Source organism: Pseudoalteromonas sp. T1lg76 (genome assembly GCF_002964725.1).
GTDB lineage: Bacteria > Pseudomonadota > Gammaproteobacteria > Enterobacterales > Alteromonadaceae > Pseudoalteromonas.
Genome location: NZ_PQCE01000012.1, coordinates 126,861 through 153,655 on the forward strand (window position 1 = coordinate 126,861; position 26,795 = coordinate 153,655).

23 protein-coding genes and 2 pseudogenes are annotated in these 26,795 nt (G+C 51.2%); 10 read left to right on the forward strand and 15 right to left on the reverse strand.

All coding sequences use genetic code 11. The annotated features are described in order from the left end of the window. Positions 1-18 precede the first annotated feature (18 nt). The 6 genes and pseudogenes from hemW to C2M35_RS05630 all read right to left on the reverse strand — a co-directional run bounded on the left by hemW (position 19) and on the right by C2M35_RS05630 (position 4,387). Positions 19-1,155, reverse strand: a complete 1,137-nt coding sequence (gene hemW / locus C2M35_RS05605) for a radical SAM family heme chaperone HemW (RefSeq protein ID WP_105264800.1) — start codon at positions 1,153-1,155, stop codon at positions 19-21. 3 nt (positions 1,156-1,158) lie between these two features. After that, positions 1,159-1,743 carry an RdgB/HAM1 family non-canonical purine NTP pyrophosphatase gene (gene rdgB / locus C2M35_RS05610; protein ID WP_105199606.1) on the reverse strand — a complete coding sequence of 195 codons (585 nt, stop codon included), beginning with the start codon at positions 1,741-1,743 and terminating at the stop codon, positions 1,159-1,161. 10 nt (positions 1,744-1,753) lie between these two features. Beyond that, positions 1,754-2,191: a DUF4426 domain-containing protein gene (locus C2M35_RS05615; RefSeq protein WP_105199607.1), complete on the reverse strand. Its 438-nt coding sequence runs from the start codon at positions 2,189-2,191 to the stop codon at positions 1,754-1,756. 87 nt (positions 2,192-2,278) lie between these two features. Continuing rightward, positions 2,279-2,812 carry a YggT family protein gene (locus C2M35_RS05620; protein WP_105199608.1) on the reverse strand — a complete coding sequence of 178 codons (534 nt, stop codon included), beginning with the start codon at positions 2,810-2,812 and terminating at the stop codon, positions 2,279-2,281. Between the two features lie 20 nt (positions 2,813-2,832). Beyond that, a complete protein-coding gene (gene proC, locus C2M35_RS05625) occupies positions 2,833-3,654 on the reverse strand; it encodes a pyrroline-5-carboxylate reductase (RefSeq protein WP_105213274.1) in 822 nt (273 codons plus the stop codon). A 44-nt stretch (positions 3,655-3,698) separates the two neighbouring features. Further along, positions 3,699-4,387: pseudogene (locus C2M35_RS05630) on the reverse strand (YggS family pyridoxal phosphate-dependent enzyme). Between the two features lie 31 nt (positions 4,388-4,418). On the opposite strand from C2M35_RS05630, the pseudogene C2M35_RS05635 reads away from it, so the two are divergent. Both C2M35_RS05635 and C2M35_RS05640 read left to right on the forward strand, forming a co-directional pair. Continuing rightward, a pseudogene (locus C2M35_RS05635) lies at positions 4,419-5,471 on the forward strand (type IV pilus twitching motility protein PilT). Positions 5,472-5,485: 14 nt separating this feature from the next. After that, complete coding sequence (locus tag C2M35_RS05640) at positions 5,486-6,622, forward strand: PilT/PilU family type 4a pilus ATPase (protein ID WP_105199612.1); 1,137 nt, start codon at positions 5,486-5,488, stop codon at positions 6,620-6,622. Positions 6,623-6,759: 137 nt separating this feature from the next. Here the strand turns inward: C2M35_RS05640 and ruvX are convergent, their stop codons facing one another. From ruvX to C2M35_RS05670, 6 genes are read right to left on the reverse strand one after another with little or no spacing between them, the layout of a single operon-like run. Then, positions 6,760-7,209 (reverse strand): Holliday junction resolvase RuvX, encoded by a 450-nt coding sequence (gene ruvX, locus C2M35_RS05645; protein WP_105264801.1) that lies wholly within the window; start codon positions 7,207-7,209, stop codon positions 6,760-6,762. Next, positions 7,206-7,763, reverse strand: a complete 558-nt coding sequence (locus C2M35_RS05650; RefSeq protein WP_105199614.1) for a YqgE/AlgH family protein — start codon at positions 7,761-7,763, stop codon at positions 7,206-7,208. The genes ruvX and C2M35_RS05650 overlap by 4 nt, the downstream gene beginning before the upstream one ends. A gap of 13 nt (positions 7,764-7,776) precedes the next feature. Continuing rightward, entirely contained in the window at positions 7,777-8,730 is a 954-nt protein-coding gene (gshB, locus tag C2M35_RS05655) for a glutathione synthase (RefSeq protein WP_105199615.1), read from the reverse strand. 56 nt (positions 8,731-8,786) lie between these two features. Next, positions 8,787-9,521: a 16S rRNA (uracil(1498)-N(3))-methyltransferase gene (rsmE, locus tag C2M35_RS05660; RefSeq protein ID WP_105264802.1), complete on the reverse strand. Its 735-nt coding sequence runs from the start codon at positions 9,519-9,521 to the stop codon at positions 8,787-8,789. A 36-nt stretch (positions 9,522-9,557) separates the two neighbouring features. Beyond that, positions 9,558-9,980, reverse strand: coding sequence for a hypothetical protein (locus C2M35_RS05665; RefSeq protein WP_105213268.1), 423 nt, complete (start codon positions 9,978-9,980; stop codon positions 9,558-9,560). 15 nt (positions 9,981-9,995) lie between these two features. Continuing rightward, entirely contained in the window at positions 9,996-10,886 is an 891-nt protein-coding gene (locus tag C2M35_RS05670) for a DUF350 domain-containing protein (RefSeq protein ID WP_105199618.1), read from the reverse strand. A 70-nt stretch (positions 10,887-10,956) separates the two neighbouring features. Here C2M35_RS05670 and glnE point away from each other — a divergent pair, with 70 nt between their 5' ends. Next, complete coding sequence (glnE, locus tag C2M35_RS05675; RefSeq protein ID WP_105264803.1) at positions 10,957-13,812, forward strand: bifunctional [glutamate--ammonia ligase]-adenylyl-L-tyrosine phosphorylase/[glutamate--ammonia-ligase] adenylyltransferase; 2,856 nt, start codon at positions 10,957-10,959, stop codon at positions 13,810-13,812. Positions 13,813-13,941: 129 nt separating this feature from the next. Here the strand turns inward: glnE and lpxL are convergent, their stop codons facing one another. Together lpxL and tolC are read right to left on the reverse strand one after the other, a co-directional pair. Continuing rightward, positions 13,942-14,868 carry an LpxL/LpxP family Kdo(2)-lipid IV(A) lauroyl/palmitoleoyl acyltransferase gene (gene lpxL, locus C2M35_RS05680; protein ID WP_105264804.1) on the reverse strand — a complete coding sequence of 309 codons (927 nt, stop codon included), beginning with the start codon at positions 14,866-14,868 and terminating at the stop codon, positions 13,942-13,944. A 90-nt stretch (positions 14,869-14,958) separates the two neighbouring features. Next, positions 14,959-16,320 (reverse strand): outer membrane channel protein TolC, encoded by a 1,362-nt coding sequence (tolC, locus tag C2M35_RS05685; RefSeq protein ID WP_105199621.1) that lies wholly within the window; start codon positions 16,318-16,320, stop codon positions 14,959-14,961. A gap of 183 nt (positions 16,321-16,503) precedes the next feature. Between tolC and nudF the strand changes: the two genes are divergently transcribed. The 7 genes from nudF (at position 16,504) to parC (ending at position 24,304) form a co-directional block, all read left to right on the forward strand. Beyond that, positions 16,504-17,127, forward strand: coding sequence for an ADP-ribose diphosphatase (nudF, locus tag C2M35_RS05690; RefSeq protein WP_105257925.1), 624 nt, complete (start codon positions 16,504-16,506; stop codon positions 17,125-17,127). Then, the gene (locus C2M35_RS05695) at positions 17,124-17,579 is read left to right on the forward strand and encodes a DUF1249 domain-containing protein (RefSeq protein WP_105199623.1); all 456 of its coding nucleotides are present in this window, start codon (positions 17,124-17,126) and stop codon (positions 17,577-17,579) included. The genes nudF and C2M35_RS05695 overlap by 4 nt, the downstream gene beginning before the upstream one ends. After that, positions 17,566-18,342: a metallophosphoesterase gene (locus tag C2M35_RS05700; RefSeq protein WP_105213264.1), complete on the forward strand. Its 777-nt coding sequence runs from the start codon at positions 17,566-17,568 to the stop codon at positions 18,340-18,342. Before C2M35_RS05695 ends, C2M35_RS05700 begins: the two co-directional genes overlap by 14 nt. Next, positions 18,327-18,896 carry a YqiA/YcfP family alpha/beta fold hydrolase gene (locus tag C2M35_RS05705; RefSeq protein ID WP_105264805.1) on the forward strand — a complete coding sequence of 190 codons (570 nt, stop codon included), beginning with the start codon at positions 18,327-18,329 and terminating at the stop codon, positions 18,894-18,896. The genes C2M35_RS05700 and C2M35_RS05705 overlap by 16 nt, the downstream gene beginning before the upstream one ends. A gap of 19 nt (positions 18,897-18,915) precedes the next feature. Next, positions 18,916-20,811: a DNA topoisomerase IV subunit B gene (gene parE, locus C2M35_RS05710; protein ID WP_105199626.1), complete on the forward strand. Its 1,896-nt coding sequence runs from the start codon at positions 18,916-18,918 to the stop codon at positions 20,809-20,811. Positions 20,812-20,895: 84 nt separating this feature from the next. Then, positions 20,896-21,990: a PQQ-dependent sugar dehydrogenase gene (locus C2M35_RS05715; RefSeq protein WP_105264806.1), complete on the forward strand. Its 1,095-nt coding sequence runs from the start codon at positions 20,896-20,898 to the stop codon at positions 21,988-21,990. A gap of 16 nt (positions 21,991-22,006) precedes the next feature. Beyond that, complete coding sequence (gene parC, locus C2M35_RS05720; protein ID WP_105264807.1) at positions 22,007-24,304, forward strand: DNA topoisomerase IV subunit A; 2,298 nt, start codon at positions 22,007-22,009, stop codon at positions 24,302-24,304. A 43-nt stretch (positions 24,305-24,347) separates the two neighbouring features. On the opposite strand, the gene katG is transcribed toward parC, so the two are convergent. Beyond that, entirely contained in the window at positions 24,348-26,510 is a 2,163-nt protein-coding gene (gene katG, locus C2M35_RS05725; protein WP_105264808.1) for a catalase/peroxidase HPI, read from the reverse strand. Positions 26,511-26,795 lie beyond the last annotated feature (285 nt).

Below are 26,795 nucleotides of genomic sequence, written 5' to 3' on the forward strand. Positions count from 1 at the left end.
AAATCCTAGTTATTGTTATTAAACGAACATTTCCAGCAGCTCATTAAGATACCTATGGCCGCGCTCGGTCACCCGAATATGGGTGCTGTCACGACTGAGCAAGCCTTGCTGCTGCGCCGCTTGTAACTGAGTTTCAATCTGGCTTAGGTCTAACCCCGTGTATTGTTGGAACTCTGCAAGGGGGCAGGGCTCAGCTAAACGCAAACGGTTCATCATAAACTCAAAGGGTCGCTCGTCGTCGGTAACGGACCACTGCTTATATAAATAGGGCTTGGTAAGATCCATATAACCGCGCGGGTGCTTCACCTTCTCGGTGCGCACTATGTCGCCATCGGGTGTGGTTATTTTGCCATGGGCGCCACAACCTATGCCTATATAATCGCCAAACCGCCAATAATTCAAGTTGTGTTGGCATTGATGGCCGGGTTTTGCGTAACCAGATATTTCATACTGCTGATAACCAGCCTCGCGCAACAGGTCCTGACCCAACTCCTGTATCTGCCACAGGGTGTCGTCTTCGGGCAGGGTCGGCGGCTTGGAATAAAACTGGGTATTGGGTTCTATGGTCAACTGATACCAGGATATATGCGGCGGATTTAAGGCGATAACCTGACGTAAGTCGCCAAGGGCATCGTCTATGCTCTGCCCAGGCAGGCCATGCATTAAATCAAGGTTGAAGCTGCGCAGCCCCACCTGATGGGCCTGTTCGGCCGCACGCTTGGCTTCATCGGCACTGTGGATGCGCCCCAGGGCCTTGAGCTTATCCTGCTGCATGGACTGCACGCCGATGGAAATACGATTCACACCGGCCTTAACATAGTCGGCAAAGCGCCCGAACTCCACGGTGCCCGGGTTGGCTTCCAGGGTGATTTCTGCATTGTCGGCCAGCGGCGTAAGTTTGCGCACGCCATCGAGCAGGGTTTGCAGTGCGTCGCCCGATAACAAACTCGGAGTACCGCCACCGATAAAAATACTGTGAATAGGACGTCCGGCCGCAAGCGGGGCATCGGTGCGCAAGTCGGCAAGCAGGTGCTGTACATATTCCTGTTCGGGGATCTGCTGTCCTTTTTGACCGTGACTATTAAAGTCGCAGTAAGGGCATTTTTGTACGCACCAGGGAATATGTATGTATAGACTTAATGGAGGCAGGGTCACGCGTTAACCCTGCAATTGAGCAAGTAGCAGCTGTAATGCCTGGCCGCGATGGCTAATGGCGTTTTTCTCGGCCTTGGTCAGCTCGGCACTGGTTTTATTCAGGCCTTTGACCTTAAACACGGGATCATAACCAAAGCCTTCAAAACCACTGCGCTGTTCGGTGATCTCGCCTTCCCAGGTAGCCTGACAGATCAGCGGCAATGGGTCGTCTTTGTGGCGCATTAACACCAGCACGCAGCAAAAGCGCGCACTGCGCTTTGTTAGCCCCTGCATATCCAGCAACAGTTTATCGATATTATCACCGTCGCTGGCACCTGGGCCACCATAGCGGGCACTGTAGACGCCGGGGGCGCCATCGAGGGCATCGACAATTAGGCCCGAGTCGTCGGCAATGGCCGGCAAGCCCGTTTGCGCACTGGCGTGACGGGCTTTGATAATGGCGTTTTCCACGAAGGTGGTGCCTGTCTCGGCTACATCACTAACGTCAAAGTCGCTTTGTGGCTTTATGGTGATATGTAAGTCGCTTAATAGCGCGCTGAGCTCGGCAACCTTACCCTTGTTGCCGGTGGCAAGCACCCAAGTTGTCATCTGTTCTCTCTTAATCTTTGTATAGCTTTTGATGAAAGCGCAGCACTTCCACTGTCGTACCCTGAGTCAGGGTAATTTCAAAGCGGTAGGTTTCTTCATCTTCAAAACGCATCTGGGCGATATAGTAAACGCTGTCGCCTTCTTTGATTTCCTGGAATTCAAGTTCCTCGCTTTGTCCCAGCAGGTTTTTCGCCACACCGGAAATGGCCACGGTTTGCGGCTTGTCGTTCTTGAGCACGGAAATATTAATCAGGGCTCGGTCGCCGGCGCGTTCTAAGTTATAGCTGCGGGCTACCTGAGGCGTAATAGTGGTTGAGGGAAAGGCAATATAGTGAACTTGCCAATGGCCAAGGTTTTTAAACTGACCGCCTTGAACTTCGTTTTGCGCCGCATAGCTTGGTGCCATGCACAGAAGGCTTAAAATTAGGCTGTATAGCAGGGCTTTCATAGCTGCCACTCCTGTGTTGTGAGTACTATAAGGTCTACTCAGTAAGTGTATCAGAAATCGGGCGAACTAGTGCCGCCCGAGACATGATTAACGGGTTAAATCCATTAATAAGAACTGCAAAAATTGTAAGCCGATGATCAGCACCAGGATCGACAGGTCTAAGCCGCCGATGGGAGGGATCACCTTTCTTATCGGCCGTAGCATGGGCTCGGTCAACTGATGGAAGATGGCTTCGATAGGGTTATAGCCCTGGCTCACCCAGCTTAGGATGGCGCGAATGATCAACACCCAGAACAGCAGCTGCAAGGCCTCGCGGATAAGGGTGAACACACCGCCCATCAGCACTAAGCTGGTATTCCAGCCTTCGCCAAACATCAGCAACAGGGTGGCTACCTTGGCAAAGGCGACGATAAAGGCCAGTACCAGGGAAGCAATGTCTAAACCGGCAAAGCCGGGGATCACCTTGCGCAGCGGATTAACGGCAAAGCTGGTGGCTTTCACCACAAACTGGCTGAGCGGGTTGTAAAAGTCCGCGCGTGCCGCCTGCAGCCAAAAGCGCAGAAGCACCACCATAAGGAATAAATCAAACAGGATGCCAACTAAAAAATGCACTGAGTTCATGCGTTCAGCCTTAATAAAAATTAAATTTCTTGTTCCATCTCCTGGGCGCGGGCAATGCATGCATCCATGGCGCCGGAGACGTTTTCAACTAAGCCATGCGCCTTAAGGTGCTCCACCGCAGCGTGGGTGGTGCCGCCTTTGGAGGTTACATTGGCGCGTAACTGGGCGATGCTGATATCCGTTTGCGACAGAGCCATCTCCGCCGCACCCAGAGCGGTTTGCTGTACCAGAGCGCGTGCTTGCTCGGCATTAAAGCCCAGCTCAATCGCTTTTTGTTCAATGGCTTCCATAAACAAGAAGAAATAGGCCGGTGACGAGCCGGTGACGGCTATGATGTCATTGATTTGCTCTTCTTTATCGACCCAGACCACCAGGCCTGTGCTTTTAAACACGGCTTCAATAAACTGGTTCTCATCGTCGCTGGTGCCTTCGGCATACAGACCGCTGACGCCACGACCAAGCAGCGAAGGCGTGTTTGGCATGCAGCGCACCATTTTTACCGGGTGGCTCAGCATTTCCTGTAGACGTTTCACCGTGATACCGGCGGCAACGGAAATAAAGACCTTGTCGCTGAAGTCGACCCCAGCGGCAATAAAGCTTTGTGCCAACTCGGCCATCATCTGGGGTTTAACCGACAAAACTATGATGTCGGCCTGTTGCAGGGCTTCAATATTATCGGCGGTGGTGCGTACACCAAAGTCCGCGGCCACCTTCGCGAGTTTTTCCTGATTACGATTGGTGGCAATGATCTGCTCTTTGGCAAAGCCATTTTTCACCATGCCGCCAATGATGGCGTAACTCATGTTTCCAGTACCGATAAACGCGATGGTTTGCTGTGACATATAGACCTCAAATCTTGTGTTATTCGATGTTCGGCGCCTAAGTGCTATTGCTCACGTTCGCCAAAAATGGCGGTGCCAATGCGCACCATGGTGGAGCCGGCGGCGATTGCCGCATCCATGTCGCCACTCATGCCCATAGACAGGGTGTCGAGCTGTGGATATTGGTCCTTTAGTCTATCAAAGCAAGCACTTAATTGCTTAAAAGATTGTAATTGTGCGTCAAAGTCTGGTGTTTGTGCCGGAATGGCCATCAAACCGCGCAAATTTAACTGTTTGCAGTTCTCGATTAAGGCAGCCAGAGCCGGTACTTCATCAAGCAAGCAACCGGATTTATTGGGGTCTTCGTCTATGTTAACTTGAATTAACACCTGCAGAGGTTTCATGTTACTAGGACGTTGCTCGTTAAGACGCCTTGCTATCTTTTCTCGGTCGATACTTTGCACCCAGCTAAAGTGTTCGGCGATGGCCTTACTTTTGTTGCTCTGAATCGGGCCGATAAAGTGCCATACTATATTCTTATATCACTAAGCTGGCGAACCTTCTCAACCCCTTCTTGCACATAAGATTCTGCAAATTCTCTGTGACCATGCTCAAAAGCCGCTAGAATATCTTCTAAGGGTTTTTTCTTAGAAACGGCGATTAAAGTGATGTCATTATAATCACGGCCGCTTTTTTTTGCCGCATGAGCTATTCTGTCATAGGCGGCATCGAGTCGTTCTGCTATTGTAACCATAAAGTTATCAGTTGGTTGTGGAGTCCTATTTATGGATATTACCGAATTACTGGCCTTTAGTGTGCAACACAAGGCCTCGGATTTACACCTTTCTGCTGGTGTGTCACCTATGATCCGTGTCGACGGTGACGTGCGCCGCATTAATATTCCCGTGCTGGAAGCAAAAGAAGTTAGTGGGCTCGTCTATGACATTATGAACGATAAACAGCGCAAAGAATACGAAGAAAAGCTGGAAGTGGATTTTTCGTTTGAAGTGCCAAATCTTGCGCGTTTTCGTGTTAATGCCTTTAATACCAACCGTGGTCCTGCGGCTGTGTTTCGTACCATCCCGAACGAAGTTCTCACCCTGGAAGACTTAGGTGCACCTGAGATTTTCAAAACTATCTCGGACAACCCGCGTGGTTTGGTACTGGTGACAGGGCCGACAGGTTCGGGTAAATCAACTACCCTGGCGGCGATGATCGATTACATCAACAGCAACCGTCACGATCATATTCTGACCATTGAAGACCCGATCGAATTTGTACACCAAAATAAACAATGTTTGATCAACCAACGGGAAGTACACCGCGATACCCATAGCTTTAACGCCGCACTGCGTAGTGCATTGCGTGAAGACCCCGACGTAATTCTGGTGGGTGAGCTACGGGATTTGGAAACCATTCGTCTGGCAATGACGGCGGCGGAAACCGGTCACCTGGTATTCGGCACCCTGCACACCACCTCGGCGCCAAAAACCATAGACCGTATTATCGACGTATTCCCCGGTGAAGAGAAAGACATGGTGCGTTCTATGCTTTCGGAATCATTGCGTGCGGTTATCTCGCAAACCCTGCTGAAAAAAGTTTCCGGTGGCCGTATTGCCGCCCATGAGATCATGATAGGCATTCCGGCGATTCGTAACCTTATTCGTGAAGATAAGATTGCGTAGATGTATTCATCCATACAAACCGGTGCCGCCCACGGCATGCAAACCATGGATCAGTGTTTACACGAATTATTGAACCGTGGCCTGATCAGTACTCAAGCAGCTAAAGCTAAAGCCCATGATAAAACCCAGTTCGGTTTATCGGGCCGTATGTAGGATAGAAATCAACAATGTTACAGTCATTATCACATCATCTGCATAAGATGGTCGCCCTGGAGGCGTCGGACGTATTTGTTTCTAGTGGTTTACCAGTGAGCGCCAAGGTCAATGGTGAGCTTACGCCGCTAGACGAGCATGTATTGAACGATGAAGAGGCCCTGACTCTGGTTGAGTCGGCCATGACCGACAAGCAGATCAATGAATTCCATAGCACCAAAGAATGTAACTTCGCCATCGCCACCGAAGAAGGCCGCTTCCGGGTATCGGCATTTTGGCAGCGCGATCAGGCGGGTATGGTTATTCGTCGTATTAACACGGTTATTCCTAATGCGGAAGACCTCGGCCTACCATCGGTATTAACCGATGTGATCATGAAAAAACGGGGTCTGGTGTTGTTTGTTGGTGGTACGGGTACGGGTAAGTCGACGTCAATGGCGGCACTGCTAGGTTATCGTAACCGCAATCAAAAGGGTCACATTCTGACCATAGAGGACCCGATTGAATTCGTCCATGAACATAATAAGAGTATCATTACTCAGCGTGAGGTGGGTCTGGATACGGAAAGCTTTGAAGCGGCGCTGAAAAGCTCCCTGCGTCAGGCCCCGGATGTGATCCTTATCGGTGAAATTCGCTCGCAAGAGACCATGGAATATGCTCTTGCCTTTGCCGAAACCGGTCACTTGTGTGTGGCAACCCTGCACGCCAACAATGCTAACCAAGCCATCGACCGTATTATGCATCTGGTGCCAAAAGAAAAGCACGAGAAGCTGAAATATGACCTGGCATTGAACTTGCGCGCCATTATCGCCCAGCAGTTGATCCCCACCACAGACGGCAATGGCCGTGTGGCGGCAATCGAGGTGTTGCTGAACTCACCCATGGTGGCCGAGCTTATCAAAAAAGGTGAAATCGGCTCGATTAAAGAGGTGATGGCCAAGTCGACGCAAATCGGTATGCAGACCTTCGACCAGGCGTTATTCAACCACTATCAGGAAAAACGCATCAATTATGCCGATGCGCTACACCATGCGGACTCGCCAAACGATCTGCGTTTGATGATCAAGTTGCGTAGTAATGACCAACAGGGCGCCGGCTTCTTGCAAGGTGTGACCGTTGACGGCTTAAGCAGCGACGACGATAAGTTTTAAATCAGGCATAAAAACCTGCATAAATAATTAAGGGCGACCGCATGGTCGCCCTTATTGTATCCGTTGTAGGTCGGCCTGCAGGCCGACGAAATGTGTCGTAAATCCATTGTCGGGCTACAAGCCCGACCTACAAGGCTTTATTCGCCGTAGGCGGCGGAAAAATAACTTTCGAGGATCAACACCGCCGAGGCGTTGTCGATATTATCCTTGCGTAGGTTGCGATAGCCGCCAGAGGCAAATAAATGCTCCTTGGCCGCTGCCGTGGTCAGGCGCTCGTCCTGGGTGTCGACCTGTAAACCAGTTTGGTTATGCAGGCGATTGGCAAACTTGCGGGCGCGGTGGGTCAGGTCTTGCTCTGTGCCATCCATATTCAATGGCAGACCCACCACCAGTAAATCCGGTTGCCATTCGTTGACCAGGGCGCGAATATCATCCCAGTTGGGAATGCCGTCACGGGCCTTGATAGCGCGCAGGGCATTGGCGGTACCGGTAAGCTCCTGGCCAATGGCCACGCCTATGCTTTTGGTGCCAAAGTCAAAACCCATCACGCTGCGTTGTCCCTGTGGCGCTCTACTGCTGTTACTCATGCGTGTCCGGCCTCAAGGCTTAGTTTGTCTGCATCTATGCCCACCAAAGCCAGGGCCTTGTGCCAGCGCTCATTAATGGGAGTGTTAAAGATGATCTGCGGGTCGGCCTCTATGATCAACCAGGTATTCTCCAGCAGCTCTTTTTCCAGCTGACCTTCATCCCAACCGGCATAGCCCAGGGTGATTATAAAGTCCTGTGGTGCATCGCTGGTGGTCAGGCTGGCAAGCACATCCTTGGAGGTGGTGATCATGATTTCTGAGCTTAACTCCTGCGACGAAGCATAGCCGGGTTTTGGGGTGTGCAGTACAAAACCACGGTCAGTTTTTACCGGCCCGCCAGCAAAAACTTGATGGCCTGCTGCCTGGCTGCTTTTGTCGTTATCTATCTCGACCTTGTCGAGCAACTCGCCCACGGTCACATCTATGGGCTGGTTGATCACCAAACCCATGGCACCATCATCATTGTGCTCGCAAATGTAGGCCACCGCGTGCTTGAAAAAGGGATCTTGCATCGACGGCATGGCTATCAAAAAGTGGTTCGTTAATGATTGCATAGGCGTACCTTAATTAAGCTGGCGTGAGCTTACGCTCCAACGCATCAAAAAACTGCCCTGTAATAGATATACCGGTTTCGCCCTCGATTTCTTTCACACAAGTCGGAGCGGTGACATTCACTTCGGTAAGTTTATCGCCGATTATGTCCAAACCAACAAACAGCAACCCCTTGGCTTTTAGAGTTGGTGCCAGGGCTTCGGCAATGCGACGCTCATCATCGCTAAGCGGGCGTACTTCACCACGACCACCAGCGGCCAGGTTGCCTCGCGTTTCGCCTTTTTGCGGAATACGGGCCAAACAATAAGGGATCACCTCACCATCCACTACCAATACGCGCTTATCGCCGTCTTTGATCGCTGGGATATAATTTTGTGCCATGGCATAGCGACTGCCGTGCTCGGTCAAGGTCTCGATGATCACCCCGATATTGGCATCATCATGTTTTACGCGGAAAATAGAAGCGCCGCCCATGCCATCTAAAGGCTTAAGAATGATATCGCCATGCTCGCCAAGGAAGTGGCGAATTTGCTTGGCCGAGCGGGTTACCAGGGTATCCGGGGTAAACTCGCTAAACCAGGCGGTGTAGAGCTTTTCGTTGGCATCACGCAGGCTTTGTGGCTTATTCACCACCAAGGCGCCTTCTAGCTCGGCACGCTCTAAAATATAGGTGGCATATACGTACTCGGTATCAAACGGCGGATCCTTGCGCATCAAGATGATATCCAGCTCGCCTAGGGCAATATCGGCCTGGGGCTGCAATTCGTACCACTTTTCAGGATTATCGAACACTGCAGCTTTAGCGGCATGAGCATAGGCACGGCCCTGGCGTAAAAACAGGTCGTCCATTTCAATATAATACAGCTCATAACCTCGCTTATGCGCTTCCATCATCATCGCAAAGCCGGTGTCTTTTTTAATGTTAAATCCAGAAATTGGGTCGCTGATAATGCCCAGTTTTATTGCCATTGCTATGCTCGCTTAAAAAAATTCTAATTATGTAATGGGGTTGGCGGCGGACAAAATCAATTGCCGAGGTCGCCAAATTCCAACTGTAACGCGCTGAGTACGGTTAATGCCGCCGTTTCCGTACGCAGTACCCGAGGGCCAAGTCGGATATCGATAAAACCATTATTGTGGCTTGAGGCGATTTCTTCATCGCTGAAACCACCTTCCGGACCAACTAAAAAGCGCACGCCTGAGCTCGGTGCGGCCAAGGTTTTAATGCTGTGCTCGGCGCGGGGGTGTAAGGTAAGTTTAGTGGCTTTGGTGCTTTGTTGCAGCCATTGCTCTAAAGTCATGGGCTCGTGGATTGTGGTAATGCGGTTGCGACCACATTGCTCCGCCGCGGCGATGGCTATTTTCTGCCATTGCTGATGCTTTTTAGCCAGTCTGTCCGCTGCCAATTTTACCCCGCAGCGCTCGCTAAATAAGGGGGTAATTTCGCTGACTCCCAGCTCTACGGATTTCTGAATGGTGAAATCCATCTTATCGCCACGGGAGATCACCTGACCAAGGTGAATCGCCAAGGGGGATTCGCACTCGAAGTCATTGAATTCAAGCACCTTGACACGAAGCTGTTTTTTACTGGCGATCAGAATTTCACATAAATACTCGCCTCCCTCACCGTTAAACAGGCTGATCTGGTCGCCGCTTTGCATGCGCAGCACGCGGCCAATATGTCCGGCGGCGTCATCACCTAGGTCGAGCTCTATGCCTTGTTCTAGGGATGCCGGTTCATAAATATGCGGAACTCTCATATGAATGCTCTAAAGGGGGTTTTGCGACAGTCTAAACTAGTCGCCTAAATGCGCAAGTGAATCTGGGTCCTGATTGCAGCTTAAGTGGTTGTGGCGAAAGGGAGTGTCTAGAGGTTCAAGGTGGTAATGTTGGTCGTGTTGTTCGATCAGATAGCGCTTGGGATGCAGGGAATCAATTATCCATTTAAAGGTGTCGTTGGCGCTCTTATAGACCTCGGCAAAAATAAGCACACCGGCAATCTTATGATGTCGCGACAGGTAACTGGATAACTCGGCAACGCTGATTTCATTGGTAAAATCACAGTAGCAATAATCCTTGGCCTGTTGGTCAAACATAAGCTTAACCATGTGGCGGGTATTGGCGCCAGCGACAATCACTTGTGAACTGTCAACTCGAGTGCAAAAAGCATTACTAAGCAGGGGATCACCGTCGAGTAGGAGAAAATTGCTTAAGTTCATGGGAGCCCTTATGCACTATGCAAAAAATTGAATCAGTAAATAGCCCATGGCGCAATGCACCGAAAACTCAACCGCGGCTATGCCGACATTATCCTGATGATCAACTTCTACACCGGTATTGACGCGATAGAGCACGATTAAAAGTACTACCCGTGACATTGCCATAACCAGTATCCACATCAGACCACAGTGTACCGCCAATGTAAAAACGTTTTCTACCATCTTGCCGCTGTGGTAAGTCGCACTGGCAAGCCCGGCATAGATGGCCAGAGCCATACCCAGTGACTTGCCCGCATAGCGGATGCCGATAGAGGTGTTTTCCAGGTTAAAGTTATTCTGCAGTGATGCGCCCTGGTTAAATTTAGCAAAGCGCGCCTCGCGTATTTTGCTGTCTAAGGCAAACATGCACTGCAACATTAAAAAGCTGACTGACACCACTAGCAAAGAGTATAGGCTATTGGTTTGCGACCAGTTAACTAATCCAATAACTACTATGCTGTTGCCTAGCAACATGCCGGAGTCGACCATGGCGGCACAGACGTTTTGCTTTAAAATCGCCTTTTCTTCGTTAAAACGATTCAATATCCATTTGCGATGTATGGCCTGACCTACCTTGATAAACAGCATCATCAACAGCAATAAAAAAGGCACCTTCCAGGGTGATTGCTTCATTACGGCGAGGGAGAAGTCGTCGAGTAGATAACCTATGACCAGCACCAGAGAAAGCAAATAACTGGCGTAACTGATGCCGAGGGCGAAGTTATCGCGCTGGGCAAGCTCTTCACTGAGGGTTTGTCGCGCCTTGACCTGGGTGTAGATACGCAGCAGAAACAGCACTAAGGCAATGGCCACAAAGCAAATTGCAAAAGTGTAGAGGGACTCGTTTGACAAGGTAAAATACGTCATACTGACAACATTAGAGTAACTTTGACTTCATTCTAGTACGCTTGGCCGTAACTTAAAAGAGAGCTATTTCATGCCAGCAGCCATAACTATTCCCTCACTATTACAACAACTTGGTGAAAGTCGCTATCAAGAGATATATAACCAGCAGGAAACCGAGACGCCTCAGCAGGCGCCCCTGCGGTCGCCCCTGCAGTTGCCATTGGTGCAATTACTGGCGCTCAGCGACTTTGCCTTTAAGGTACTCAGCGCCCATCCGCACTGGGGTCAGTGGCTGCTCGCTCCCGAGCAACAAGCGTCCTATCCGGCCCCCGAGGTTTTTAGTGAGCCCTTGGAAGAGCTTGATGATGCCCGAGCGCAGCGCCGCTTGCGTTTGTATCGACAGCAATATTGGTTGCATGTAGCCTACCTCGATTTGGTATGTAAAAACGATATTGCCGACTCCATGCGTTATGTATCCGAGTTGAGTGATAAGTTAATCGATGCCGCTAATGGCTGGGCCTATGCGCAGGTGGCCAGGCTCAATGGTGAGCCGCTGGATGAGCAGGGCGAACGCCTGCCTATGATGATTTTAGGCATGGGCAAGCTAGGGGGCTTTGAGCTTAATTATTCTTCGGATATAGATTTGATCTTCACCTATCCGCGCTCGGTACCAACCCAGGGCGGACGTCGTAGCGTAGAAGCTCAGGTGTTTTATACCAAGGTGGCGCAAAAGGTGATTGCGGCGCTGGATCAGCACACCGCCGATGGCCGCGTGTTTCGTGTCGATATGCGCCTGCGCCCCTTTGGTGACAGTGGCCCCTTGGTGATGAGCTTTGTTGCCATGGAAGATTATTATCAGGAGCAGGGCCGTGAGTGGGAGCGCTACGCCATGCTTAAGGGCCGTCTGATCGGCAACGCAAACGCTTACCATCAGGAATTTTATACCTTGCTGCGACCCTTTGTTTATCGTCGTTATATCGATTTTTCTGTGATTGAGTCACTGCGTAAGATGAAATCGCTTATTGCTCAGGAGGTAAGGCGTAAGGGTTTGGTCGACAATATTAAGCTCGGCGCCGGTGGTATTCGCGAGGTGGAGTTCGTGGTGCAGGCGCTGCAGCTGATTCGCGGTGGCCGCGAGCGACAATTGCAAACTCCGGGGCTGCATCAGGCGCTTAAGGCGCTCACCGCATTGACGGTATTCAACGATGACCAATATCAGCAGCTTTGGCACGACTACGCCTTATTGCGCCGAGTGGAGCAATATTTACAAGCCTTTGCCGATCAGCAAACCCAGCAGTTGCCGGATAACGATCAAGATTGGCTGCGCTTAAGCTATTTGCTAGAGCAGCCCGATGAGCAGGGGGCTCGGGCACTGATTGACGCCGCCATGGTTCGCATTCGCACTGAATTTGAGCAGGTCATAGGGTTTGAGCAGGAACCCAGTGCCACAGTGGACAGCGGGTATGTATTGGCCTGGGAGCACGGCGATATTGAGGCGCTCAGCGATGTTATTCTAGACTCGGAGCAAAGGGCGAGCTGGCAGGCGCCTTTGCAGCATTTTCGTGAGCGGGTCAGCAAGCAGCCTATCGGCAAGCGCGGCCGGGATACCCTAGACAAGCTGATGCCTCAGGTTTTGGCGCAGCTACAAAAAATCAGCGCCAGCGGCGAGGTATTCGCCTTGGTCGCTAATGTGCTCGATAAGATCATGTCGCGTACCACCTATTTAGAACTTTTATTGGAAAACCCAGGCGCCCTGCAGCAATTGGTGCGTTTATGTGCCCACAGTCGTTGGATAGGGGAGCAAATTGCTCATCATCCTATTTTGCTCGATGAACTGATCGACCCGGCAGAGCTCTACAAGCCTTTGCCCTTGGATGCCTATGCCAATGAGATCCGCCAATATTTCCTGCGGATTGATGAGCAGGACCTTGAGCTGCAAATGGAAGCCCTGCGCCAGTTTAAACAAACCCAGCAGCTGCGCATTGCCGCCGCCGATGCCACAGGGGTATTGCCGTTAATGAAGGTGAGCGATCACCTGACCGCCTTAGCGCAGGCCATAGTTGAGCAGGCGGTAAATCTGGCCTGGCAGCAAATGGTGGCGCGTTTTGGTCGTCCCGAGGGCACGGACGATGAGCACAAGGATTTTGCGGTCATCGCCTATGGCAAGGCTGGCGGCTTAGAGCTGGGTTATGACTCGGATCTCGATCTGGTGTTTGTCCATAACCATGATGGCGACTCCAATACCGATGGCGATAAGCAGATCTCCTCCCGCCAGTTTTATTTAAAGCTGGCGCAGCGACTAATGCATTTGTTTAATACCCGCACCAGCTCCGGTATCTTGTATGAGCTGGATACCCGTTTACGCCCCGAGGGCTCATCAGGCCTGCTGGCCATTAATATCGAAAGCTTTTTGCATTATCAGCAGACTCAGGCCTGGACCTGGGAGCATCAGGCCCTGGTACGCGCGCGGGTGATTTATGGCAGCCAGGATTTGGCGACGCGCTTTGATGAAATACGCCACAGCATACTGACGCAGAGCCGAGAGCGGGTGCAATTACAACAAGATGTACAGCAGATGCGCGAGAAAATGCGCCAGCATCTGAGTCGGGATAACGAGCTCTTGTTCGACCTCAAGCAAGGTCATGGCGGCATGACGGATATAGAGTTTATTACCCAGTATCTGGTGCTGGCTTATGCCGCCGAGCATCCGCAGCTGGTGACCTACTCGGATAATATCCGCATTTTAGAAATCGCCGCGGCCTATGATTGCATTCGCGAAGGTGAGGCGCAGCAGCTGATCCATGCCTATTGCCATTACCGCGGTCTGTATCATGTATTGAGTTTACGTAACCAGGATAAGCTGGTGGCCAAGGCGGACGTGCAACAGGAAATAACCAGCGTTAGTGATGTATGGGCGGCCTTGTTTGCATCGTCCTTAGTTGACTAGCCTGGCTTAGCGGGCAATTGTTTTAAAGCACTTGCCCGTCTATAGCCGCCAAAGTCGTTGTCGATGACTCAGCCTACCCGATGCAAGTTGGCTTAAGGGTGTCATCGACGCGAAGCTTATGTTTAATCGTTAGCGGTAATATGAGGGGGCATTCTCATCAGGTCGCGTCTTAAAGCGTCTATGCAGCCACATATACTGCTCAGGCGCTTTATTAATCGCCTCTTCCATACGTTGATTGACCGCTGTGACATCGGCCACCTCATCGCCGCTTGGGAAATTCTCAAGCGCAGGTTGTACAGCTAAATGATATTTACCCTTTTCATCACGACGGCTGTGGATACTTAGTGTTTTACAGTATTTCGCAGATGCAAAGATAAGCGTCCCTGTTGTACTCGCGGCCTGTTCAACAGCGAAGAATGGGGCAAAAACGCTGCGTTTTCTGCCATAGTCTTGGTCCGGCAGGTAATAACAGAAATTTTTGTCTTTTAGCGCTTTCAAAAGGCCTTTGATATCACGCTTACCAACTAGATATTTGTTTGAGCGTAGTCGACCTTTGGTGGTGAAATAATCCATCAAGGCGTTGTTATGGGGTCGGTAAAAGCCAACGGCTTGGCGCTGTGTGCCCATGATCCGAGATGACATTTCAAGGTGTAAATAATGCGGTGCCATTAGTAGTACACCACAGCCTTCTGCATTGGCCTTATCAATGTGTTCCAAACCCGTGATTGAGCCAACAATACGCTTAATACGCCAATCGGGCCACCACCAGGCCATGGCGCTTTCAAAAATGGCCATGCCAGTGTTTTCCATGTTTTTAAGCACCATAGCGGCTTGCTCTTGGCTGCTAAGCTCTGGATAGCACAGGGCGATATTCACTTCGGCGATTTTACGGCGCTTTTTCATTAAGCGGTAAACCAGGCGGCCAAGTGCCCTTCCTAGCGCCAGTTGCCAGGATTGGGGTAACCAACTGAGGGTATAAAGCAAGAAAATGGATAGCCAGCTAGGCCAGTATTTTGGGGCAAAAAAAGCCAGTTGGAAGGATGTTTTGTTAACCACAAGCGTTGATATTTATCATGACGAATGGCGCCCAGTATACGTTAAATTGACAAAACAAAGCCAGCGCTGAGGCTGGCTTTGTTTATTGGCTTAGTTTTGTGCTTTTAAGCCCTGATTGATGGCTTCTAAGTCTTGCGCCGTCAAGGTGCCTGCCGCTTGTTTCAGCGCCAGGGTTGATACCACATAGCGATAACGCACGTTAGCTAGGTTACGCTTAGCGTTGTACAGGTTCTGCGTGCTGACCAATACGTCAACTATGGTACGAGTACCTACTTCAAAACCAGCTTCGGTTGCCTGCAATGCACTTTCCGCCGAGATCACCGCTTGCTCAAGGGCCTTGTAGGTGGCGATATCCGATACTACCTGGTTGTATGAAGTGATGGTCGAGCGGGTTACCGCACGTAGTGTCGCCTCTAAGTCTTCGCTGGCGGCCACGTACAGAGAACGCGCTTGCTTGGTTGATGCAACTGTGGCACCACCCGAGTAAAGCGGTAAGTTAAAGCTTAGGCCAACGGTGGTTTGATCTTCACGGGGCACATGATCACGGTTAAAGGTGGTGCCCATGGTGTTGATTTCGGTATCGGTTAATGAATCGCCGTAAGACGCGTTCAAAAACAATGTCGGGTAGTGACCGGCTTGCGCCAGATCGATCTGCTGCTTGGCGATATCAACAGTGGCCTTAGACACTTGTAACTCTAAGTTGTTTTGCTTGGCCAGCTCAACGAAATCGATGTTTTGCTTGGTTGGCTTTACGGTCGAGAAGGTCTCTGTGTCTAGCGTATCCAGTTTGGCATGGTATTTACCTGTGATTTCACGTAGTTGCTCACGGGCTGTTTCCACATCATTGGTGGCGACGATTTCACGGGCTACCGAGTTATCAAACTGTGCCTGTGCTTCGTGGACATCGGTAATAGCCGTAAGACCCACGGCAAAACGTTGCTTGGTTTGCTCTAACTGACGCTCAATGGCGCGCTTTTCCGCTTGCACAAATTCCAAGGTGTCGATGGCGCTAAGCACATTAAAGTAGCCTTGCGATACACGCACGATCAGGGCTTGTTGTGCTAGGTCGTAAACGGTTTGCTGTTGCAGCGCTTGCTTGTCGGCGATATCCAATGAACGCCAGGCATTCAAATTGAAAATGGCTTGGTTAAGGCTGATCTGACGAGAAAAAGTATCGCGCTCGGTATCAAGAGACATTAACTGGCCCGAATCTGTGTCGATATCATAGCCGTCACTGTCGGTCTTGCTGTAGCCCATAGAGAAGTCGACTTGCGGCAACAAGGCGCTTAAGGCACGGTCTGTGTTATGCTGTTGCGCTTCGGCATTGGCCTTGGCTTTAAGAACCACGGGATCATTTTCAAGAGCAATTTGATAAACCTGGAGCAGGTCTTCAGCATGACTGTAAGAGCTAAAGCTAAGCGCTAGCAATGTCGTTAACAGTGTCTTTTTCATTATCAGTACAGTCCTTAGGAATATATTGCGAATTATCTGCATGTTATCGTGTTTGGGCACGATATTGAAAAGCAAAAGCGTAAATAATATATGCTTAAGTGTAACAGAATTTATATTTTGAGGAAGGGTAAACGGTATCGTTTATTCTTGTTTTTGTGACTTAACGTAATCGGTCTGTTTTATATGAATAAAATCAGTAGTTTTAAAAACCAGGACGTGCAGATTGAAAGCACCGAAAGAGTCTTCGATGGCTTCTTTAAAGTGGATAAGTACCGATTTAACCATGCCCTCTTTGCCGGCGGTCGCAGCGATACCATAGAGCGGGAAATATTTGAACGGGGTCATGCGGTGGCGGTCTTACCCTATGATCCCCGCAGTCGTCAGGTGCTATTGGTTGAGCAGATCCGTATCGCCGCCATGAACAGTAAAGACAGCCCCTGGTTACTCGAATGTATTGCCGGCATGGCCGATGGCAGCGAAGATTATCAAGCCGTGGTGCGCAAAGAAGCACAGGAAGAAGCCGGACTGGAGCTTGGCGAACTGGAATTTATGCTCTCGTATTTATCCAGCCCAGGAGGCACCAGCGAGCGCCTGTATTTATATTTGGCGCAAACAGATCTCAGTGCAGCCGGCGGAATTTTCGGTTTGGATCATGAGGGCGAAGATATCAAGGTGCATGTGTTGGACCTGGATGACGCCCTGGCCCGCTTAAGCAGTGGTGAAATAGATAACGCCGCGACCGTGATCAGCCTGCAATGGCTGGCACTGAATGAGCAACGTATATTAGAGCAGTGGAATAAACCGTGACGGTACAAAGAAAAGCCGGGTATATACAATCATTACCCAAGTATCTCACTCTATGTGAGCGCAATTATGCCAATGTGCTGCGTATTCTCCCTGAGCAGCAAAGCCGGGGTGCGTCGCGCTTGTTGGATATTCGTCATGAGCGCTACCAAGTGGACATAGAGCAGACGGCTAAGTACACCACGGATATTTGTATTACTCAGGTGCGTGGCGCTATCGCCGGTATGTTTACGCCGCCGATGAATGTGCGCATCTATCACGATGCCCGGGTGGCCGAAGTGGTGCACCCGGATTACCACAGCCGCATTAAGCCGACCTATGGCTACCCCAATGCAAACATGCATCAAAAAGATGAAAAGTATCAGGTCAATGCGTTTTTACACGACTGGCTGACATTTTGTATTTCGCACGGCGAAGCGGTATTGGATTGGGATTGTGGCAGTGATCTGGTTTAAAGAACATCTTATCAGCGCGGCCAAGCCGCTGCATTTCGGTCACTTTACCGACAGCCATGTGTTTGCCGATAAAAACGGCGAATACTTTAATGTCAATTGCGCCGAGCATCTGACGAAAACCCTGGCGGCCATGGCCGAAGAGGAATTTGATTTTGTGGTCTTCGGTGGCGACTTAACCCAAGACCATACAACTGAGTCGTATCAATTGTTTGCCGAACTGGTGGCACAGAGCCCACTGACCTGCCCGGTATTCTGGGTACCCGGCAATCACGATGAATTAACCCATTTGCACACCATAAGCCAAGGGCAAATACAGGCCTGTAAGCGTATAAATCACCCTTACGCCCAACTGCTTTTGATCAATACCAAGGGCACCACGCCAGCGGGGTGGGTGAGCAAGTCGCACCTGCAAGAGATTAAAGAAACGCTGGCCGAGAGCGACGCCCCGCATATTTTAATCGGTCACCATCATCCCTTGCCGGTGCGCGGTTATATCGACAAACATATCCTGGAAAATGGCGCTCAGCTGTTGGAGTTACTCAGCGAGTATCCTCAGGTTCAGGCCCTGTTGCACGGCCATGCCCATAACGAGTATGAGCGCGTTTATGAAGGGGTGACCATATACGGCACACCGGCCACGTCGATTCAATTTACCAAGCACACCCAGGACTGGCAGCAACAAAGCATGGGCCCGGCCTATCGCCGTCTGCGGGTGGAGCAGGATGGATTACTTAAGACTCAGGTAGTATGGCTAGCAAATTAATCTATATCCATGGCTTCAATAGCTCGGAGCTGTCGCAAAAGGCGGTGCAATTAGGCGAATATCTGGCGACCTGGTCCGGACAATATCTGGTGCCGCGTTTAAGCCACGACCCAAAAACTGCCATCGCTCAGCTTGAAGAGCATCTTGATCAAGACACCGCCTTAATTGGCAGCTCCTTGGGCGGCTTTTATGCCACCTACTTATCGCAAACTCATGGCTTGCCTGCGGTGGTGGTCAATCCTGCGGTGCACCCGGCGCGTCGGTTTAGTGAGTATTTAGGGCCGCAATACAATCCTTATCAGGATTATCACTACCAGTTGGATAAAACACACTTACAAGCGCTGGACGAACTTTATTTAGAGCAATTAACTTCCCCCGAGCTATTGTTTTTGTTACAACAACAAGGTGATGAAGTGTTACCCTATAGGCAGGCCGTAGACTACTACCAAGCCTGCCAACAGGTTGTTGAACCCGGCGGCGAGCACCGCTTTGTAGGATTTGAGCGCTATTTTGGCGCCATTACGCGATTCTTAAATATCACCCTAACCACATAGGCTGTTAACGAATAAAAATATGAGCCAGCAGAACTATAACGCCGAAGCAATTGAAGTATTAAATGGTCTGGATCCGGTAAAACGCCGTCCGGGCATGTATACAGATACCACCCGTCCTAATCACCTGGGCCAAGAAGTGATCGACAACAGTGTCGACGAAGCCCTGGCTGGCCATGCCAGTAAGGTGGATGTGATCCTCCATGAAGATAATTCTCTTGAGGTTATCGATGATGGCCGGGGTATGCCGGTTGATATTCACCCAGAAGAAGGGATCCCCGGGGTTGAGCTGATCCTCACCAAGTTGCACGCCGGTGGTAAATTCTCCAATAAAAACTACCAGTTCTCTGGTGGTTTGCACGGTGTGGGTATTTCCGTGGTGAACGCCTTATCGACCCGAGTTGAAGTCACGGTGCGCCGCGATGGCCAGGTGTATGATATTGCCTTTGCCAATGGTGATAAGGTACAAGATCTGCAAGTGACGGGCACAGTGGGTAAGCGCAATACCGGCACTTCGGTGCGCTTTTGGCCCGACGCCTCTTATTTCGACTCGGCCAACTTCTCACTGACCAAATTAAACCATGTGCTTAAGGCCAAGGCGGTACTGTGCCCGGGTCTGCGCATTCGCTTTATTAATAAGCAAACCAAAGAAACCCAGGAATGGTTCTACGAGGCCGGCCTTCAGGACTATATCAAGGACGCCACCAAGGGCTATGAAACCCTGCCACAACAGCCCTTTACCGGTGAATTCAGCGGTAATACAGAAGGAGTAGACTGGGCCTTGTTATGGCTGCCGGAAGGCGGTGAGTCTATTACCGAAAGCTATGTAAACCTGATCCCCACCGCTCAGGGCGGTACTCATGTTAATGGTTTACGCCAGGGTCTGCTTGAGGCCATGCGCGAGTTTTGTGAGTTTCGTAACCTTTTACCACGAGGCGTACGCCTAACTCCGGAAGATATCTGGGATAAGTGTTCCTACGTGTTGTCGGTTAAGATGCAGGACCCACAATTTGCTGGGCAAACCAAAGAAAAACTATCGTCGCGCCAATGTGCGGCCTTTGTTTCCGGCGTGGTAAAAGACTCCTTTAGCCTGTGGTTGAACGAACATACAGACGTGGCCGAGCTCTTGGCGGAGCTATGCATCAGTAATGCCCAGCGCCGTATGCGCGCGGCGAAAAAAGTGGTGCGTAAAAAGGTCACCCAGGGACCGGCATTACCGGGTAAGCTCACCGACTGTAGCAGCAGCGAGATAGAGCGCACCGAGATCTTCCTAGTGGAAGGTGACTCGGCGGGCGGCTCCGCTAAACAGGCTCGTGATAGAGACTTTCAGGCGATCATGCCGCTGCGCGGTAAGATACTGAACACCTGGGAAGTGGAGTCGGGACAGATACTGGCATCCCAAGAGGTGCACGATATTTCCGTAGCTCTGGGTATAGATCCAGACAGTGAAGACTTAAGCTCGCTGCGCTATGGCAAGGTCTGTATTTTGGCCGATGCGGACTCCGACGGACTGCATATCGCTACCTTGCTGTGTGCGCTGTTTGTAAAGCATTTCCCATCTCTGGTGCGCCAGGGCCATGTGTATGTGGCCATGCCACCTCTGTATCGAATTGATGTGGGTAAAGAGGTCTTCTATGCCCTCGATGAAGATGAAAAAACCGGGATCCTGGATCGTATCGAAGCAGAGAAAAAGCGCGGCAAGGTGAACGTGCAGCGCTTTAAAGGTTTGGGTGAAATGAACCCGTTGCAACTGCGTGAAACAACCATGGATCCCAATACCCGTCGCTTGGTGCAGTTAACCTTGGACGAGCCGGAGCAGACCGAAGAAGTAATGGACATGCTGCTGGCGAAAAAGCGCTCAGGCGATCGCCGCCAGTGGTTGGAAAACCATGGCGACAAGGCCGAAGTAGAACTGTAAAAAGTCGAACAGTAAGAAGTTGAACTGTAGATAACAGCAATCTGGGCGCCGTGTTGCGGCGCCAATAAACAGAGAGAGGTTTCCATGGGTAAGAAAATTTTAAGCACGCTAATGGGTTTGGCCTTTGTGAGCAGTGCCCAGGCCACGGACATTACCGAGCGCCTATCGGTCCCCGAAGGCTTTAGTATCAAGCCATATGCCTTAAACGTAGATAATGCCCGTCAGCTGGCGTTATCAGATAGCGGCATCGTCTATGCGGGCTCGCGCAAGGCCGGTAAGCTGCACGCGTTAATCGATGCGGATAAAGATGGTCGGGCGGAGCGCCAGGTATTGATAGCCAAGGGCTTGAATTTACCTTCAGGCATTGCTTTTAAAGACGGCGACTTGTATGTCGCCGAAGTGGAGCGCATCGTGCGCTTTAAAGACATAGACACCAAGCTGGATAAGGCCGAAATGGAAGTGGTATTCGACCAGCTTCCCGATAAGCGCCATCATGGCTGGAAATTTATTCGCTTTTCCCCCCAGGGTGATTTAATCATTCCGGTTGGTGTGCCTTGTAATGTCTGCGCCGAAGACCCGGAATTTGGTTTGCTTTATTCGCTGGACTTAAAGAGCAAAGAAGTGACCACCATCGCCAAGGGCGTACGTAATTCGGTGGGTTTTGATTACCACCCGACAACCGGTAACCTCTGGTTTAGTGACAATGGCCGCGACATGATGGGCGATGATATCCCGCCCTGTGAGATCAATGTGATCACCGAGCCCGGACAACATTTTGGCTTCCCGTATTTTCACGGTGGCACCATTGCCGATCCTGAATTCGGCAAGGGCAAAAACATGAGCGATTATGTGCAGCCGGCCCTTAATTTGGGTGCCCACGTGGCGCCGTTGGGCATTCATTTCTACACCGGTGAGCAGTTCCCGGCCAAATTTAAAAACCAGCTATTTGTGGCCGAGCACGGCTCGTGGAACCGCAGTAAAAAAGCGGGTTACCGAGTGATGGTCGCCACTATTGAGGGTGATAAGGTGACGGGATATACGCCGTTTATCACCGGCTTTATGGAAAATGAGCAAACCTATGGTCGCCCGGTGGCCATGGTGCAAATGCCCGATGGCAGCCTGCTGGTCTCCGACGATTACGCCAATGCCATCTACCGTGTGCAATATAATAAAAAGTAAGTTTGGATAACGAGCAATGACACAAATAACGACCTTGTCACAACAAGGCATAGAGCAGCTTACTATGGGGCGTTTTACCGAAGACGCCTATCTTAACTATTCCATGTACGTGATCATGGACCGCGCCTTGCCCCATATTGGCGATGGCCTGAAGCCGGTACAGCGCCGTATCGTTTATGCGATGAGCGAACTGGGCTTGTCTGCGGCGGCAAAATATAAGAAATCTGCCCGTACCGTGGGTGACGTTTTAGGTAAGTATCACCCTCATGGTGATAGCGCCTGTTATGAAGCCATGGTATTGATGGCACAGCCGTTTTCTTACCGCTACCCACTGGTAGATGGTCAGGGTAACTGGGGTGCAGCGGACGATCCCAAGTCCTTCGCGGCCATGCGTTATACCGAAGCACGTTTGTCTAAATTCTCCGAGGTGCTGCTTAAAGAGCTAGGCCAGGGCACGGTAGACTGGACGCCAAACTTCGACGGTACCATGAAAGAGCCCCAGGTGTTACCGGCTCGTTTACCGCACATTCTATTGAACGGGGTGACAGGTATCGCCGTTGGTATGGCCACGGATATTCCCCCTCATAATGTGCGTGAGTTGGCTGAGGCCTGTTGTCTATTGCTTGATAAACCAAAAGCCGAATTAGCCGAGCTGTTACAGCTGGTGAAGGCGCCGGATTATCCCACCGAAGCGGAAATTATTACCCCGCAAGCGGACATCGAGAAGATGTACACCACAGGTCGTGGTTCGCTAAAAATGCGTGCCAAGTACCATGTGGAGCAAGGCGAGGTAGTGATCACCGCGCTGCCGCATCAGTGTTCGGGTGCCAAGGTGTTGGAGCAAATCGCCAATCAGATGACGGCGAAAAAGCTGCCCATGGTGGCGGATTTACGCGATGAGTCGGATCATGAAAACCCGACCCGCATAGTCGTGGTGCCGCGTTCGAATCGCATCAAGGTCGAGCCGCTGATGGCGCATCTGTTCGCGACCACGGATCTTGAGAAAAACTATCGCGTTAACCTCAATATGATAGGCCTGGATGGTCGTCCTCAGGTTAAAGACTTGCGCAGCATCTTGGCTGAGTGGCTAGAGTTCCGCCGTGATACCGTGCGTCGCCGTCTTCAGTATCGCCTCGATAAGGTCTTGGCGCGCCTGCATATACTTGAAGGTTTGATGATTGCCTTCCTCAATATTGATGAAGTGATCGCCATTATCCGTAACGAGGATGAGCCTAAGCCGGTATTAATGGAGCGTTTTGCTTTAACGGAAACGCAAGCCGAAGCCATTTTAGACTTAAAACTTCGTCATTTAGCCAAGCTAGAAGAAATGAAAATCCGTGGTGAGCAGGATGAGCTGGCCAAAGAGCGTGACAAATTAGAGCTGACCTTGGGCTCGGAACGCCGCATGTCGACGCTGATGAAAAAAGAAATTCAGGAAGCGGCAGAGCTGTACGGTGACGAACGTCGCTCGCCCGTGGTTGAGCGTGAAGAAGCCAAGGCGCTGAGTGAGAAGGATCTTATTCCTTCCGAGTCGGTAACCGTGGTGCTTTCTGAAAAAGGCTGGGCCCGTGTGGCCAAGGGCCATGATGTGGATGCCGAAGGCTTGAGTTATCGCTCCGGCGATAAATTTAAGGCCAGCGCTAAGGGCAGGAGTAACCAGCCCGCGGTGTTCCTTGACTCCAGCGGTCGCGCCTTTGCCACTGACGCCCACAGTCTGCCGTCCGCGCGCAGTCAGGGTGAGCCCATGACCGGGCGCTTTAATATTGCCGCAGGAGCAACTCTTGAGCATGCGGTCATGGCCGATAACGAGCAGATGCTGCTGATGGCCAGCGATGCCGGTTATGGTTTTGTCGCCGAATTTAACGATCTGGTCAGTAAAAACAAAAACGGTAAGGCCCTGGTAAGTATTCCTAAAGGTGGTTTACTGCTGCAGCCTATAGCCGTCGGCAATATTGCCAGCGACTATTGTATGGCGATATCCAGCGAGGGTCGCATGCTGTTGTTCCCACTAAGGGATCTTCCTAAGCTGGCTAAGGGTAAGGGCAATAAGATTATTTCCATCCCAAGCGCCAAGGTACAGGCCCGTGAGGAATTTGTGAAATTGCTGGCCGTGGTGCCCGAGGGGGCTAGCGTGACCCTGCTCGCCGGTAAGCGCAAGCTGACGCTAAAACCAAGCGATTTAGAGCACTACCATGGTGAGCGAGGCCGCCGAGGTAATAAACTGCCCCGAGGTTTACAAAGAGTAGATGGCTGTGAAATAGAGCTCACAGGCAATACAGCAGAGCCGGAAGTGGTGGAAGCCACGGAAGAATAAAAAAGAGGGCAGTAGCCCTCTTTTTTATGTTTAAGCAAACACCTTACAAATCAAAGCGGTCGGCATCCATTACCTGGCACCAGGCCTTGATAAAATCGTGCACAAAGCGGTGTTTGTTATCGTCCTGAGCGTAAAACTCCGCGTAGGCGCGCAGCACCGAGTTGGAGCCAAAGATCAAATCGACCCGGGTCGCCGTCCATTTGGCTACCTCGGTTTCGCGGTCAACCAGATCGTAAAGGCCGTCGCTGCGCGGCTGCCAACGATAGGCCATATCGGTGAGGTGAACAAAGAAGTCATTGCTTAAAACGCCCACGCTGCTGGTAAAGACGCCATGTTCGCTGCCGCCGTAGTTGGCGCCGAGTACGCGCATACCGCCGACCAGCGCCGTCATTTGGGGTGCCGTCAGGCCCATAAGTTGGGCACGGTCGAGCAGCAGCTCCTCGGCGGACACCGCATAGTCCTGTTTTAACCAGTTGCGAAAGCCATCGGCTATGGGCTCTAAGGGCGCAAAGGACTCCACGTCCGTCATTTCAATACTTGCATCGCCGCGACCCGGCGAGAAGGGCACGCTGGTGGCAACGCCAGCGGCATGGGCTGCTTGCTCCACCGCTGCACAGCCGCCAAGCACGATTAAATCAGCCAGACTGATGGGTTTACTCAGCTCTTTTTGTAATTTTTCCAGCGCTTCAAGAACACGCTCAAGGCGTGCCGGCTCGTTGCCCGGCCAATGCTTTTGTGGTGCTAAGCGAATGCGGGCACCGTTGGCGCCGCCGCGATGGTCTGAGCCGCGATAGGTGCGGGCGCTGTCCCAGGCGGTGGTGATCAAGTCGCTGTGACTGATACCACAATCGAGCAGCTTGACCTTAAGCTCGTCTATTTCATGATTGCTAAGAATGTAATTCACCGCGGGGATGGGATCTTGCCAGATCAGATCCTCATGGGGCACATCGGCGCCTAAATAACGGGCTTTGGGGCCGAGATCCCTGTGTGTTAGCTTAAACCAGGCGCGGGCGAAAACCTGGCTGAAGTAGTCAAAGTCCTTGGCGAAGCGCTCAATGATCTGACGATAACTGGGGTCCATCTTCATCGCCATATCCGCGTCTGTCATAATCGGGTTGTGGCGAATGCTGGGGTCTTCGGCATCGACGGGTTTGTCTTCTTCTTTAATATTGATGGGTTCCCACTGCCAGGCGCCAGCCGGGCTTTTTTTCGACTCCCACTCATAGTTCAACAGCAAATAACAATAGCCGTTGTCCCAACGGGTAGGGTGGCTGGTCCAGGCGCCTTCCAAGCCCGAGGTGACCGTATCGGCACCGATACCGCGCTGAGTATGGTTATTCCAACCTAGTCCTTGTTCGCTGATATCGGCGGCTTCGGGCTCTGGCCCTATTTGGTTGGCATCGCCGTTACCATGCGCCTTACCTACGGTGTGGCCACCTACGGTAAGCGCCGCGGTCTCTTCATCGTTCATGGCCATGCGGGCGAAGGTTTCACGCACTTGTGCCGCAGTTTTCAGCGGATCCGGCTGGCCGTTGACCCCTTCGGGATTGACATAGATAAGCCCCATTTGTACCGCCGCTAAGGGGTTTTCCATGGTCTCGGGCTGAGCAACATCTTCGTAGCGTGCATCACTTGGCGCCAACCATTCCTTTTCTGCGCCCCAATAGACGTCTTTTTCCGGGTGCCAGATATCTTCGCGACCGCCGGCAAAACCAAAGGTTTTTAAGCCCATGGACTCATAGGCCATATTGCCGGCAAGAATGATCAAGTCGGCCCAGGATAAACGGTTGCCGTATTTTTTCTTAATAGGCCAGAGCAGACGCCGGGCCTTGTCGAGGTTGGCGTTATCCGGCCAGGAATTAAGTGGGGCAAAGCGTTGATTGCCTGTGCCGGCACCGCCACGACCATCGGCAATGCGGTAAGTGCCAGCCGCATGCCAGGCCATGCGGATCATCAAGCCGCCATAATGCCCCCAATCCGCCGGCCACCAAGGCTGGCTATGGACCATAAGGGCTTTAAGGTCTTGCTTCACCGCTTCGAGATCCAGCTTTAAAAACTCCGCGCCGTAGTCGAAGTCCTTGCCATAGGGATTGGATTTACCATCGTGCTGGTGAAGTATGTCGAGATTGAGGGTAGTTGGCCACCAAGCTGTGTTGGCCTCGGCGTTATGGGTCAGACCGCCGTGCATTACGGGACACTTAGTCATTTTGGGTTCCTTTTTAGTAATCAAAATCTGGACAACATCCAACAGCGGTCATAGATGAAGCAAGAAAGTGTAATTACTCAAGTGTAGCCAATTGAGGTGCTAAAGGTGGGATATTAACCAATAAAAACTGCAACCTAAGCAGTCATGTATAGGCAGCGACCAGGGCCGGCCTGTGCTATGTTTACGAAGGTAATGGCCCTGGGTATATTGGCTGCAGCGAGATAATAAAAAGCGGCGTACAAGTGTTCGCTAAAATAAATCAGCCTATGTATAATGCCGGCCAAT